Source organism: Rhizobium sp. EC-SD404 (genome assembly GCF_902498825.1).
Lineage (GTDB): Bacteria > Pseudomonadota > Alphaproteobacteria > Rhizobiales > Rhizobiaceae > Georhizobium.
This window is the reverse complement of record NZ_LR701459.1, coordinates 3,661,538-3,674,881: the sequence shown is the minus strand read 5'-3', so window position 1 is coordinate 3,674,881 and position 13,344 is coordinate 3,661,538. Positions and strand designations below refer to the sequence as shown.

The window sequence follows — 13,344 nt, the reverse complement described above, 5'->3', positions numbered from 1 at the left end:
GAGACTATCGCGCGGAAGTGCGCCGCCCACCGCGCAGCCAGAGCACTGACGACACAATGCCGGCCAAACATCCGATCGCAGCGCCGATCAGGATGGCAAAGCCGAAGAACACAAGCTCTCCGCCCCGAGCATCGCCATCCGCCCATTGCAGCAGAGCGAGAGCGCCGAGCGCGAACAGGATCGCCCCGGCGGCCATGCAGCCGATCAGAATGGCGAAGCAGGCGATATAGGAGAGGCCGGGCGCGGATCGCCGCCTGCCGACGCCGCCCGCAAAACCGGGATTGCCGGCCTTGTCATGAACTGGGCTTTCGCCGCTCATGCGCCGTCATCGATGATGATTTCGCAATCCGGCTCGAAGCCGCCGGCTTCGACTGCCTCGTTGCATTCGTCGAGCGCTCGTTGGCGGACGTTTTCGCCGCTCCACATGGCCCAGGCCGTCGTGTTGCGTGACCGGGCGACGATCTTCGATCCCTCCAGCGCGTCTACATTCTGGGAAAACGGGAAGGTGGCTTCGTGCGACAACAGCGAACCGTCGTCCTCGTCCCAGTCTTCGGGAATGATCCGTCCGATTCGGTAGCACTCGGAATCGTCCTCGCTTCGCTCCGCCTCGCAATCAGCCAGCGCCGAACGCTCCGCCGCGTCGAGCGAGTGCAGCTGTCGCCGAAGATGAATGGAGAGCTGGTTCGAACCTTCGGGCAGAAAGGCATAGATTGCCCCGAAGAAATGGGCATCGCCGATCGTGTCGATCAGCATTGCGCCGAGGTCTTGCCTCTGTTTGGCATCGAGCCCGTCATTGTCGATCTCGAGCCGGTATCGCTCGGCGTCCGGCAATGCGGCCTTGGCCTCCTCGCTGGTTATGACGGCACTGGATGACCCTTCCTGGGCTGCAGCCGGCAGTGGCATGATCGAGGCAGCCAGCAGCCCGACACAGCCAAGAGCCAGTGGAACACGCTTCGAACCAAGGTCGCCAAGGGTTGAGAACACGATGTCGGCTCCAATACGCGTCGGTTGCACGGTAGGGGGCGAACTTTCCAATGGAGTGTGTCGAAAGCATGGGCAGGCCGTCGGCCCCGAAGCAACGGCGCCGCCGAGGCGACGCCATGTAGACTCGCTTTGATCGCCGCGCTAATCGTCGGCGCATGAAAAACGGCGATCATCTCTTCCTAGTCGACGGTTCGGGTTACATCTTCCGGGCCTATCACGCGCTCCCGCCTCTCACGCGCAAGTCCGATGGCCTGCCGGTCGGCGCGGTGTCCGGCTTCTGCAACATGCTGTGGAAGCTGCTTGTCGAGGCGCGCGACACGGAAGTGGGTGTTACACCGACGCACTTCGCGGTGATCTTCGACTATTCCTCCAAGACCTTCCGCAACGCGCTCTACGATCAGTATAAGGCGAACCGCTCGGCACCGCCGGACGATCTGATCCCGCAATTCGGCCTGATCCGCCAGGCGACGCGCGCCTTCAACCTGCCTTGCATCGAGAAGGAAGGCTTCGAGGCCGACGACCTGATCGCCACCTATACCCGGATGGCCGTCGAGGCCGGTGGCGACGTCACGATCGTCTCCTCCGACAAGGACCTGATGCAGCTCGTCACCCCCAAAGTGTCGCTCTACGATACGATGAAGGACAAGCAGATCGGCATCCCCGAGGTCATCGAGAAATGGGGCGTTCCGCCTGAGAAGATGATCGACCTGCAGTCGTTGACGGGTGACTCGACCGACAACATCCCGGGTATCCCAGGCATCGGCCCGAAGACCGCCGCGCAGCTGCTTGAGGAGTATGGCGATCTCGATACGCTTCTGGAGCGTGCGTCCGAGATCAAGCAGAACAAGCGGCGCGAAAACATCATCCAGTTCGCCGATCAGGCACGGCTGTCGCGCGAGCTAGTCACGCTGAAGCTCGATACGCCGATCGATGTCGGGCTCGAGGAATTGAGCCTCGATCCCCAGGACGGGCCGAAGCTCGTCGGTTTTCTGAAGGCGATGGAATTCACGTCGCTCACGCGCCGGGTCGCGGACGCCACCGGGACGGACGCGGCTGCCGTCGAACCGTCCCATGTCCAGGTGCAATGGGGTGCTGAAGCCCACGGACCGGATCTCGACAAGGGCGATGCAACAGCTCCTGCAGACGGGACGACGATGGCTCAAAAGCCAGCCGGCGGCTCGGAACAGACCATCGCAAGCGCCACCGTGAGCGCCAAGACCGAGACTTGGACGCCCCAGGCGCTCGCCAAGGCCCGCGCCGAAGCGGCAGCCACCGGCACGATCGACCGCGCGTCCTACGTCACCATTTCCGATCTGGCGACGCTCGACCGCTTCATCGCCATTGCCCGCGAGACTGGTCTTGTCGCGTTCGATACGGAAAGCAATGCGCTTGATGCAATGCAGGCCGATCTCGTCGGTGTGTCGCTCGCGGTTGCCGGCAACAGCAAGGATGCATCCGGCAGGGAGATCATGGCGGCCTATCTGCCACTCGCCCACCGCACCGGCGAAGGCGACATGTTCGGCGGCGGCATCGCCGAAGGTCAGGTGAAGTTCGACGAGGCGCTCGCCCGGCTGAAATCGCTGCTGGAAGACCCGGCCGTCCTGAAAGTAGGCCAGGACCTGAAATATGACTGGTTGCTGATGAAGCGCTACGGCGTCGAGATCGGCCCGTTCGACGATACGATGCTGATGTCCTATGTCGTCGAATCTGGCATGGCGAGCTTCGGCGCCTCGGGCGGCCATGGCATGGATGCGCTGGCCGAACGCTGGCTCGGCCACAAGACGATAGGCCTCAAGGAAGTCGCGGGCTCCGGCAAGGGGCAGGTCACATTCGATTTCGTATCCATCGAGAAGGCGACAGAGTACGCGGCGGAAGATGCCGATGTCGCGCTCAGGCTCTGGTTCGCGATCAAGCCGCAGCTCGTCGCCAAGGGCCTCGTCCACGTCTACGAACGATTGGAGCGGCCCCTGCTGCCGGTCCTTGCCCGCATGGAGGAACGCGGGATCTCCGTCGACCGACAGATACTGTCGCGTCTTTCCGGCGAATTCGCGCAAGGTGCGGGCGCCCATGAGGCAGCCGCCTATGAACTTGCCGGCGAAAAGTTCAATCTGGGTTCGCCCAAGCAGCTCGGCGAAATCCTGTTCGGGAAGCTCGGCCTGCCAGGTGGATCGAAGACGAAGACCGGGCAATGGTCGACGTCCGCCCAAGTGCTGGAAGATCTGGCCGCAGTCGGCCACGACCTGCCGCGCAAGATCGTGGATTGGCGCCAGCTTTCCAAGCTGAAATCGACCTATACGGATGCGCTGCCGGGCTACATCCATCCGCAGACCAAGCGCGTCCACACCTCCTATTCGCTTGCATCGACGACGACGGGCCGGCTTTCTTCCTCCGAGCCGAACCTTCAGAACATCCCGATCCGCACCGCCGAGGGGCGCAAGATCCGCACGGCCTTCATCGCCGATGCAGGTCAGAAACTCGTTTCTGCCGATTACAGCCAGATCGAGCTGCGCGTGCTCGCCCATGTGGCCGACATTCCGCAGCTGCGCCAGGCGTTCGCCGATGGCATCGACATTCACGCGATGACGGCTTCGGAAATGTTCTCCGTGCCGATAGAAGGCATGCCGTCGGAAGTGCGCCGGCGCGCGAAAGCCATCAATTTCGGCATCATCTACGGCATCTCCGCCTTCGGCCTTGCCAACCAGCTTGCCATCGAGCGGTCCGAAGCCAGCGACTACATCCGTCGCTATTTCGAGCGGTTTCCGGGTATCCGCGACTATATGGATGCGACGAAATTGTTCGCCCGCGAGCACGGCTATGTGGAAACGATCTTCGGCCGCCGGGCGCATTACCCGGAAATCCGCTCATCGAACCCTCAGGTGCGGGCGTTCAACGAGCGCGCGGCAATCAATGCGCCGATCCAAGGCTCGGCTGCCGACATCATCCGCCGTGCGATGATCCGCATCGAGCCGGCATTGGCACAATCGAGCCTGTCCGGCCGCATGCTGCTGCAGGTGCATGACGAACTGATCTTCGAAGTGCCCGAGGCAGAGGTCGACCAGACGATCGAGCTCGTCACCGATCTGATGGAAAACGCGGCCATGCCCGCGCTCTCCATGAAGGTGCCGCTCAAAGTCGACGCGCGCGCCGCCGACAATTGGGACGAAGCGCACTGACATCCGACCAAGGAGCTCAGCTGTAGATCATCTTGCGCGTCATGCCTCCGTCGACCGTGAATTCGGCCCCGGTGACGAAGCCGGCCTTCTCGGACAGGAGATAGGCGGCGAGATGCGCGATGTCCTCCGGCGTGCCGACGCGGCCTGCCGGATGCTGGGCGTGATCCTCGGCCGAAAGCTCGCCGTCCGAAACATCAATCCAACCGGGCGAGATGCAGTTGACGCGCACGTCCGGTCCAAGGCTGATCGCCAGCGAATGGGTGAGCGCGACGAGCCCTCCCTTGGTTGCGGAATAGGCGTGCGTGTCCTTCTCGCTCATATGCGCCCGGGTCGATGCGATCAGAACCATGGCGCCTTTCGCCTGCCGCAGCGGCTCTTCCCCATGCTGTGCGAGAAGGAAGGCAGCCGTCAGATTGGTCGCAATCACCCGGTTCCAATCGGCGAGAGTCAATTCGGCGAGACCGGCGAACTCGGAGATGCCCGCATTCGAGACGATGGCATCGATGCGACCGCTGCGCTCCTGCACGCCTTCGATCAGCGCGATGATGTCGTCCTCGCGCGCCACATCGCAGGTCACGAAGTCGCAGCCGGTTTCCTCGACGATCGCGACGCCCTTGTCTGAATCGAGGTCGGCGACGACGACCTCCCAATCTTCGGCAACCAGTTGACGCACGATGCCCGCGCCTATGCCGGAAGCGCCGCCTGTGACGATCGCCGTCTTCATCATGGGAATTCCTTTCGACTGTCTTGGGTATTTCGTTCAGTGGACCTGTCTACCGCCCCAGGCAATGATAGGATCACGCTTCCTCAAAAAGCCGGAGCCGTCCGACGGGTTCCGCGATCCCTGGACTGACTTGACCCAACTTAAGCCCCCGGCCTCGCCCGACACCCGCCCGGTTCGCCTCCTGCTCGGCATCGCACTGACGATCGGGTCGACCTTCGTGCTTGCCAGCATGGATGCCCTGTCGAAACTGCTGACCGGCGACCTGCCGGTCGTGCAGGTGGTGTGGGGCCGCTATTTCTTCCATACGCTGATCGTGATGACCGTGCTCGCGTTGCGCGCCCAGCCGGGGTTTTGGAAAAGTCGGCGGTTGGACCTGCAGTTGGTGCGGGCGCTGCTGCTTTGCGCCACGACGTTTCTCCTCTACGCCTCGCTGATCCACGTGCCGCTCGGCAATGCGACTGCGGTGCTCTTCTTCGCGCCGGTCCTCGTCACGCTGCTGGCCTATCTGGTCCTCGGCGAAAGCGTCGGGCCACGCCAACTCGTTGCCGTCGTCGTCGGCTTCCTGGGCGTCCTGCTGATCATCCGGCCTGGCTTCGGCGCCGAGCCGGCCATGCTGATCCCGCTCGGCGCGGCGATCCTGCTTGCGTTCTTCTACCTGCTGACCCGTCTCGTGGGACGGTATGACAGCGCGTCCACGACGCTGTTCTACACGACGAGCGTCGGTGCCGTGCTTTTCTCGCTGGCGCTGCCTTTCGTCTGGGAGATGCCGTCCTGGCCGCAGATCGGGTTGATGGCGATCATGGGGAGCCTCGGGGCGCTCGGCCATTTCCTGCTGGTGCGGGCCTTCGCCATTGCGCCGGCCTCGTCGCTGTCGCCGTTCCTCTATTCGCAGATCGTGGCTGCCGCCACGATCAGTGTCGTCGTCTTCGGCGATCCGCTGCAATGGACGATGATCGCCGGCGCCGGTCTGTTGGTTGCCAGCGGCATCTATGTCTGGCTCAAGACTTAGATTTATCGCGTTTCCGAACGGTGAACCGGTCTCCACTTCACCTGGAAACGCTTTGGCCGGCGAGTCGATCAGGTGACGCGGGCGCGGCGCTTGTACTCTTCGCGGTCCCAGAGCTTGCCGTCCATGACCTCCGCGATGATCTTCACGGCGCCGTCCACTTCGGCCTCGCCGATATAGAGCGGCGTGAAACCGAAGCGCAGGATGTCCGGCGCGCGGAAATCGCCGATCACCTTGCGCGCGATCAGGGCCTGCATGATTGCGTAGCCTTCCGGATGACGAAAACTCACCTGGCTACCGCGCAGGGCTGCTTCGCGCGGCGTCGCGAGCGTCAATTCCGGGCAAGCGGCCTCGACGCCGGCGATGAAGCGCTCCGTCAGTTCGATCGAGCGGGCGCGCACGTCGGCCATCGTGGTCATGTCCCAGATATCCAGCGCCGCTTCGAGCGCAGCCATCTGCAGCACCGGCGGCGTGCCGACGCGCATCCGCTCGATACCGCGGCCGGGCCTGTAGTTCTGGTCGAAGGCGAAGGGCTGCTCGTGGCCAAGCCAGCCGGCGAGCGCTGGCTGCGCCGTATCCGCAAGATCGGGCCGCACATAGATGAAGGCCGGGCCGCCCGGACCGGAGTTCAGATATTTGTAGGTGCAGCCGACGGCGAAATCGGCATCGGCGCCCGTCAAATCGACGGGTACGGCGCCGGCCGAGTGGGCGAGATCCCAGACGGTCAGCGCACCGGCCGCGTGGGCCTTTTCAGTGATCCGCTTCATGTCGTGCATGCGCCCGGTGCGGTAGTCGACCTCTGTGATGAGGGTCACCGCAACCGTCTCGTCGATCGCGCCTTCGACTTCTTCCGGCGCGACCGTCTTCAGGCTGTAGCCTTGGCCCAGCAGCCCGACCAGGCCTTCGGCCATATAGAGGTCGGAGGGAAAATTGCCGGTGTCGGACAGGATGATCTTGCGATCGGGCCGCAGCCGCAGCGCCGAGGCAAGCGCTTGGAATACCTTGATCGACAGCGTGTCGCCCATGACGACGGTACCGGCGGGCGCGCCGATCAGCTTGCCGATGCGGTCGCCGATATCCGTCGGCTTGGCCATCCAGCCGGCCTTGTTCCAGCCGGTGACGAGCATGTCCCCCCATTCGGCGGTGATGGTCGAGGCGACACGCTCGGCTGCCTTCCTGGGCAGGGGGCCGAGCGAGTTGCCGTCGAGATAGATGAGGCCCTCGGGGAGATGAAATTCACTACGGGTCTTGTTGAAGTCGCTCATTCGGTCCTTAGCCGGCGCACCAATCAGGCGGCGCCTGCTTCCTCTGTGTCGGTGATGAAACGGGCGGGAAGCGATACTTCCAGCAATTCGATGTCGTCTGAGGGATCGGCGTAGCGCGTCACGAGGCCCGGGGGCACCACGAAGGCATCGCCGGCGCCGAGACGCTGCGTCTCCTGGCCTCTTGCCTCCAGCGTCAGTTCGCCATCCATGACGAAGGTGAAGAGGATGTCGCTGTCATGGCGCGCAAAGACCGGCGTGCCTTCGCCGCGCTTGGCCACATGCACGCCGGCGACGCCTTGCGTGTTCTCGCCGATCGTCGTGTCACGGGCGACGAAACCCGGCAGCCGGAACGGCTTCCAAGTCGCTTCCGCTGCCTTGTGATGCACGAAGCGCTGACCCTGGAACCGCCTGTCCGGATTGGCCGGGCCATTCGGCAGGGTCATGGAATGATCGATCGAAGTGACATGCTCCGCCGGCACGCCGATCTCGATCACCTCGATGTTTGGGCTCGCATAGAGCACGCGGTGACGGATTTCCGGCGGCTGGATGACGCAATTGCCGGCTTCGAGCCGGAAAGGCTCGCCCTGGTCCTCGTAAACGAGGTCGACCCAGCCGCGATAGCAGAAGATCAATTGGAAGCCGACGGTGTGGTAATGCACCATGTCCGGCACGGGGCCGCCATCGGGAATGCGGATGTGGCTCGCAATGATCGAGCCGCCGAGACGGGATGGCACGAGATCGCGGTAGTGCATCCCGGCGCGACCGATGACCCAGGGTGCCTGGTCGGCGAGCCGGCGCACCACGAAATCATGCGCGGTCGTCGGCGTCGCAAGCGGTACATGCAGCGGTTCGATCTCGATCCGCGTGCCGTTCGGAGCGGTCAGCCGCCGCTCGCCGCCTGCGAAGCCATCCGGATCGTCGGTCAGGATGCGGATCGTGCCGGGCGGTTCGTTCGAATGGGCATCGAGGCAGAGCCGCAATCCGTGACCGGACACCACCGCGACCTTGGGGTCGTCTGCCGGGAAGATCGTATCGAGCCGCATCTTCAGCACTTTGGTGAAGAAGGGCAGGTCGTCGCGCACGTCCTTCGTGGGAAGGCGCATTTCTGCACGCGTATCGCTCATGGCTCATGCCTCTCGCAATGGTTTGTGGTTTCTCTGTTCCGGTGCATCCCAGTCCTGCAAGAGCTGGGAGACCCGTGAAAGCCCGTCCTCCAGCCGCACGCTCTCGCCTCCGCCGACGCCGAGCCGGATATGCCCGGGCATGTCGTAGGCGGAGCCGGGCAGAAGGAAGGTGCGGTAGGGGGGCGCAAGCAGTCGCCGCGCGAAATCGTCGGAATCGATCCCGTTTGCCAAACGAGCTAGCCCGATCAGGCCCGCCTGCGGTCGCACCCAGGACAACTTCGGCTCGTTCGCCACGAACCAGTCCAACTGATCGAGATTGGCGCGGCCTTCTGCCCGTGCCCGATCCAGCGCAGGACCGAGGCGCTCGGGTCTGAGCGCGATCTCGGCGATCGCCTCGCCCATGATGTTCATGATCTCGCTGGCGTTTTCGCGCAGGATCACGGCGTCCATGATCAGATCCTTGTCGCGGCAGATCATCCATCCGGTGCGCAGGCCCTGGAGTCCGAGCGCCTTGGAGACGCTGCCGGTCGTGATGCCGCGCTCGTAAAGTCCCGCAATGCTTGGCGCACGTGTGCCTTCCCATTCGAGCCCGGCATAGACCTCGTCGACGAGAAGCCAGGCCCCGACCGAGCGCGCGATGGCGACGATCTCGGCAAGCTCCGCCTCGTCCATCAGCCGGCCGGTGGGATTGTTGGGGTTCGACAGGAAGATGAGCTTCGTGCGCGACGTGACCGCATCGCGCAACTGGTCGAGCGGCAGGCGCCATTGATCCTCTTCGCGGCGATGAACCAGGCGCATATTGGCCCCGACGGCCGCGCCGAGAACGGCGGCCTGCGGCCAGCCCGGCACTTCCGTGACGATCTCATCGCCGGCCTCGACCAGCTGGCGGATAACGAGATAATTGGCTTCCGCGGCGCCGGCAGTGATCAAGACATCGTCCGGCGTGCAGATGCCGGAAAGTCCGGCCTGCGCGATCACGTGCTCCCGTAGCGCCGGAAGGCCGCGGAACGACTTGCCGTTCCAGTCCAGCGACAATTCCGGATCGAGATCGCGAAGGAAGTCGCCGAGCTTCGGCGAGCGCGCCAGCGAAAAGCCGACGATCGCTTCCGGGTCCGCTTCGGTCGTATCGAGCAGATACTGAAAGAGCGTGTGAATCTTGACTTTCATCCGGATCGGCACCTATTAGGCGGAAAGAGGAGATTAATAAATGAATTCAAAAGGTTATATCAAGGGTAAGCCGGTATCGCTGACCGTTCTCGACTACGGTCTGTTCAAGGTCCATGCCAATGGCCGGGTGATCGGGATCGTCGGGTTCCTGATCCGCACCGACCGGGACGAGACCATTCTCGTCGATACCGGTTTTCCGGCTAAGTATGCCTATGACATCGAGGCCTCCAGCGCCGAAGACAAGCTTGGCGGCTTTGGCGTCGTGCTGGCGCTCACGGATGAGAACCTGCCGGCGGCGCAGCTCGCCAGGGCCGGGGTCGCCATGGAGGACGTCGATCTCCTCATCATGACGCACACCCATATCGACCATGTGGGCGGGATCGCTGATTTTCCGGATCGTCCGATCCTCATGTCGGCCGCAGAACGCGCGCTCGAAAAGCCCATATACTGGAGCGGGCTGAAGCCGCTCGACTGGCCGGATCGCGCATACATGCTGGTCGATGGCGACGTCGATCTCGGCCCGGGGCTGAAGGTTCTCGCCGCACCCGGCCACACGATCGGGCAGCTTGCCCTGCTCGTTGAACTACCCGAGACTGGCCCGGTGCTTTTGACGGGAGATGCCATCTCGCGCCCGGCTGAAATCGACGAACGCTTCGACACGGCCGACGACCCTACTGCCGCAATTGCAAGCGCAGACCGCATCATGCGTCTGGCAGCAGAGAAGGGTGCGATGGTCATCTACGGTCACTCGCCCGAGCAGTGGCCGCAGCTGAAGAAATCGCCGGAATTCTACGCCTAGCGAACATCTCGACCCTGATTGAGGATGATGACATTGCCGCTTGAGACGTCGCCTGCCGGTGAAAGCAGGAAGGCGACCCAGGCGGCGATTTCGCTCGGCTGCATGGCGCGACCATGCGGCATCGCAGCGAGCGCCTTTTCGAGGACCTCTTCGCTGACGACGCCGAAGAGCGGCGTCTCGGTCATCGCCGGCGCGATGGAGTTCACGGCGATCTTGTCGCGGGCGTAGCGGCGCGCGAGATCCTTCGTCAGCGTGTCCATCGCAGCCTTGCTCGCACGATAGTGCGGCGGGTCGAACACATCGAAATTATAGGCGCCGTTCGAAGAGATCATGACGATCTTGCGCACGCCCGCCCGGCCGGCCATCAACTTCACCGCCTGCTGCGAGCAGTGGAAGGCGGACGAGAAGTTGATCGCCATCTGGCGGTCGAGTTCTTCAGCTGGAATATCCGGGAAAGCCGACATCAGGCATGTGCCGGCATTGTTGACGAGCGCGTCGATGCCGCCGTGCTTTTCGGCGATGGCGGCAAACACTGCGGAGATCGCATCGGCCTTCGTCAGGTCGACCTGATGACCCTCGAAATCTCCGCCCAGTGACGCTTCCATCGCCTTCATGGCAGGACCATCGATGTCGAGGCCGATGACGGTCATGCCCGATTGCAGCAGGGTCTCCACGATCGCCCGCCCCATGCCACCGGCAGCGCCGGTTACCACCGCAATCCTCGTTTCAGACATCCACACATCTCCCTCACTGCCGGTGATAATTATAGTGGATTTGCCAGATTGTATATAATAAGATTTTTGGCATGGGGTATTCCGCCAAGACAGATGCGGCTTTTGAGATGCTGCACCGTGACATTTTGAACGGCAGTCACGCGCCCGGTCAGCCGCTGCGTATCGCCGCGCTTTCGGGCCTCTATGGCGTGAGTGCCACCCCGTTGCGCGAGGCGCTTTCCCGGCTTGAAGAGAAGCAATTGGTCGTCGGCAGCGCCAACCGCGGATGGCGCGTCGCACCCGTTTCGCTGCCCGAGCTCGAGGATCTGGAGATCGCACGCCTCACCGTGGAGACGTCGCTTCTGGAAGATGCGATCGCCCATGGGGATCTCGACTGGGAAAGCGGCATCGTCGCAGCCCACCACCGTATGACCCAGGTTGCGCCGCCTGCCGGAAATGTCGACGTGGCGGCTCGTCAGCTTTGGGACGAGACGCATGATGCGTTTCATATCGCGTTGCATGCAGCCGGCCGTTCGTCTTGGCTGAAGCGCTTCTTCGTGCGCACTGCGGAGCAACTGCGGCTGCACCATCAGGCCTTGTTGTTTCACCCACGGGCCATCAATCCGAATGGTCCGGAGAAGCACACGCCGGAAACAGAGGCGCTGTTGTCGCGCGCGCATTCGGTAACCGCCCATACGGAATTGATGCAGGTCGTCCTCGACAGGGACGCCGTCGTGGCGCGCGAAAAGCTGCGCCTGCATGTCGAGATCACGCTGGAGGTCTTTCGATCGATCGCCGGCGCGAGCATGAAGGAAAAAAAGGCCAAACGAGAGGAACAAGTCACATGAAGAAACTGCTGCTTGCCACCACGACCCTTGCACTCGGCCTGACCGCCGGTGCAGCGGCATTTGCCGAGACCCTGACCGTCGGCGCTTATCCGTCGAACCCGCCATGGGAATTTAAGAACGAGCAGAGCGAGTTCGAAGGCTTCGAAGTCGACCTGATCACGGAAGTCGCCGAACGGCTCGAGATGGACCTCGAGATCTCCGACCTCGGCTTCCAGGCACTGTTCGCCGCGACCGCTTCAGGCCGCATCGACGTTGCGATCTCGACGATCACCATTACCGACGAGCGTCTGCAGAGCCAGTCGTTCACGCAGGGCTATTACGACGCCGATCTGGCACTCGTGTCCTTGCAGGAAGGCGCAACGAGCCTTGCCGAGCTTGAAGGCGAGCCCGTCGGCGCCATCGCATCCTCCACCGGTGACGCCTGGATCCAGGCCAACACGGAAGAATACGGCTTCGGCGAACTGCGCACCTATCCCGACCAGCAGGGTCTTCTGCTCGACGTGCGTGCCGGCCGTATTGCCGGCGCCATCGGCGACGTGACGGGCTTCATCTTCGCAGCCAAGGAAATGCCCGACCTCAACATCGCCGAAGTGATCCCGACCGGGGACCAGTACGGCCTGATGCTGCCGAAGGGGTCCGAACTGCTGGAGCCGATCAACGCGGCCATCAGTGAAATCAAGGAAGACGGCACGCTCGCCGAAATCTACGAGAAGTGGCTTGGCGAAGCACCGGCGGCGGACAGCTCCACCGTGACAGTGCTCGAAATCCCGACCGCCGAATAGTCGGCGTTTCGCGATAGGGCGGCCCGTTCCAACAGGCGGGCCGCTTCTTTTTGATCTCCTGACAAGCGCGAAGGTCCGGTCATGGGTTTCGTCGAAACTTTCCTGAACATCGATGTGATCGTGCGCGTGCTGCCGATGCTATGGCGCGGGATCTGGAACACGCTGGCACTTGCAGGCGCGACGCTGACGGTCGGTGCGATCGCCGGCGTTCTGATGTGTCTCGTTCGTCTCTATGCGGCAAAGCCGTTTCGACTGCTGGCCGTCGCCTATATCGACGTGTTCCGGGCGATCCCGATCCTCGTGCTCCTCGTTCTCATCTACTACGCGCTGCCCTTCATGGGTCTGCGCTTCTCGCCGTTCGTGTCGGCCGTCCTCGCGCTCAGCCTCGTCTTCTCGGCGTTCACGGCGGAAGTTTTCCGGGCCGGCATCCAGGCGATCCCGAAGGGCCAGACGGAAGCAGCCGAATCGCTGGGGCTGCCGTTTCGCATTATCATCATCAAGGTGATCCTGCCGCAGGCGTTCCGCATCGCCATTCCACCGCACACATCGAACTCGGTTGCCATCGCCAAGGACACGTCGCTCGCCTCGGTGGTCGCGATGCCGGACCTCTTGAAGCAGGCAACCGACGCGCAGGCGTTGACGGCCAATCCGTCGCCGCTGATCGCTGCCGCGCTGATCTATCTGATCGTGCTCCTGCCGGCGGTGCGGCTCGTCTCCTATCTCGAAAACCGCTTCCGCACGAATTGAACGCCATCCAGG

The 13,344-nt window shown here is 63.1% G+C and carries 13 protein-coding genes; 6 read left to right on the top strand and 7 right to left on the bottom strand.

Features of this window, described 5'->3' with window-relative positions:
- Window positions 1-4 precede the first annotated feature (4 nt).
- Together GC125_RS18485 and GC125_RS18480 are read right to left on the bottom strand one after the other, a co-directional pair.
- Window positions 5-319, bottom strand: coding sequence for a hypothetical protein (locus tag GC125_RS18485; RefSeq protein WP_151986996.1), 315 nt, complete (start codon window positions 317-319; stop codon window positions 5-7).
- Window positions 316-984: a hypothetical protein gene (locus GC125_RS18480; protein WP_151986995.1), complete on the bottom strand. Its 669-nt coding sequence runs from the start codon at window positions 982-984 to the stop codon at window positions 316-318. The genes GC125_RS18485 and GC125_RS18480 overlap by 4 nt, the downstream gene beginning before the upstream one ends.
- Window positions 985-1,139: 155 nt before the next feature.
- Between GC125_RS18480 and polA the strand changes: the two genes are divergently transcribed.
- On the top strand, window positions 1,140-4,157 hold the full coding sequence (gene polA / locus GC125_RS18475) for a DNA polymerase I (protein WP_151986994.1): 3,018 nt from the start codon (window positions 1,140-1,142) through the stop codon (window positions 4,155-4,157).
- A 16-nt stretch (window positions 4,158-4,173) separates the two neighbouring features.
- On the opposite strand, the gene GC125_RS18470 is transcribed toward polA, so the two are convergent.
- Entirely contained in the window at window positions 4,174-4,884 is a 711-nt protein-coding gene (locus tag GC125_RS18470; protein WP_286165574.1) for an SDR family oxidoreductase, read from the bottom strand.
- 127 nt (window positions 4,885-5,011) lie between these two features.
- On the opposite strand from GC125_RS18470, the gene GC125_RS18465 reads away from it, so the two are divergent.
- Window positions 5,012-5,890 carry a DMT family transporter gene (locus GC125_RS18465; RefSeq protein ID WP_286165573.1) on the top strand — a complete coding sequence of 293 codons (879 nt, stop codon included), beginning with the start codon at window positions 5,012-5,014 and terminating at the stop codon, window positions 5,888-5,890.
- Between the two features lie 68 nt (window positions 5,891-5,958).
- Here the strand turns inward: GC125_RS18465 and kynU are convergent, their stop codons facing one another.
- The 3 genes from kynU to GC125_RS18450 are packed head-to-tail and all read right to left on the bottom strand — an operon-like array spanning window position 5,959 to window position 9,443.
- A complete protein-coding gene (gene kynU / locus GC125_RS18460) occupies window positions 5,959-7,152 on the bottom strand; it encodes a kynureninase (RefSeq protein ID WP_151986992.1) in 1,194 nt (397 codons plus the stop codon).
- Window positions 7,153-7,175: 23 nt separating this feature from the next.
- A complete protein-coding gene (locus GC125_RS18455) occupies window positions 7,176-8,276 on the bottom strand; it encodes a cupin domain-containing protein (RefSeq protein ID WP_151986991.1) in 1,101 nt (366 codons plus the stop codon).
- 3 nt (window positions 8,277-8,279) lie between these two features.
- The gene (locus GC125_RS18450) at window positions 8,280-9,443 is read right to left on the bottom strand and encodes an aminotransferase class I/II-fold pyridoxal phosphate-dependent enzyme (protein ID WP_151986990.1); all 1,164 of its coding nucleotides are present in this window, start codon (window positions 9,441-9,443) and stop codon (window positions 8,280-8,282) included.
- A gap of 40 nt (window positions 9,444-9,483) precedes the next feature.
- Here GC125_RS18450 and GC125_RS18445 point away from each other — a divergent pair, with 40 nt between their 5' ends.
- The gene (locus tag GC125_RS18445; protein WP_151986989.1) at window positions 9,484-10,242 is read left to right on the top strand and encodes an N-acyl homoserine lactonase family protein; all 759 of its coding nucleotides are present in this window, start codon (window positions 9,484-9,486) and stop codon (window positions 10,240-10,242) included.
- Here the strand turns inward: GC125_RS18445 and GC125_RS18440 are convergent.
- Window positions 10,239-10,976, bottom strand: coding sequence for an SDR family NAD(P)-dependent oxidoreductase (locus GC125_RS18440; protein WP_151986988.1), 738 nt, complete (start codon window positions 10,974-10,976; stop codon window positions 10,239-10,241). The two genes, GC125_RS18445 and GC125_RS18440, sit on opposite strands and share 4 nt — an antisense overlap.
- Window positions 10,977-11,047: 71 nt before the next feature.
- On the opposite strand from GC125_RS18440, the gene GC125_RS18435 reads away from it, so the two are divergent.
- From GC125_RS18435 to GC125_RS18425, 3 genes are all read left to right on the top strand, one after another.
- The gene (locus GC125_RS18435) at window positions 11,048-11,803 is read left to right on the top strand and encodes a GntR family transcriptional regulator (protein ID WP_151986987.1); all 756 of its coding nucleotides are present in this window, start codon (window positions 11,048-11,050) and stop codon (window positions 11,801-11,803) included.
- A complete protein-coding gene (locus tag GC125_RS18430; protein ID WP_151986986.1) occupies window positions 11,800-12,585 on the top strand; it encodes an ABC transporter substrate-binding protein in 786 nt (261 codons plus the stop codon). The genes GC125_RS18435 and GC125_RS18430 overlap by 4 nt, the downstream gene beginning before the upstream one ends.
- An 81-nt stretch (window positions 12,586-12,666) precedes the next feature.
- Complete coding sequence (locus GC125_RS18425) at window positions 12,667-13,332, top strand: amino acid ABC transporter permease (RefSeq protein ID WP_151986985.1); 666 nt, start codon at window positions 12,667-12,669, stop codon at window positions 13,330-13,332.
- The last annotated feature ends 12 nt before the right edge of the window (window positions 13,333-13,344 follow it).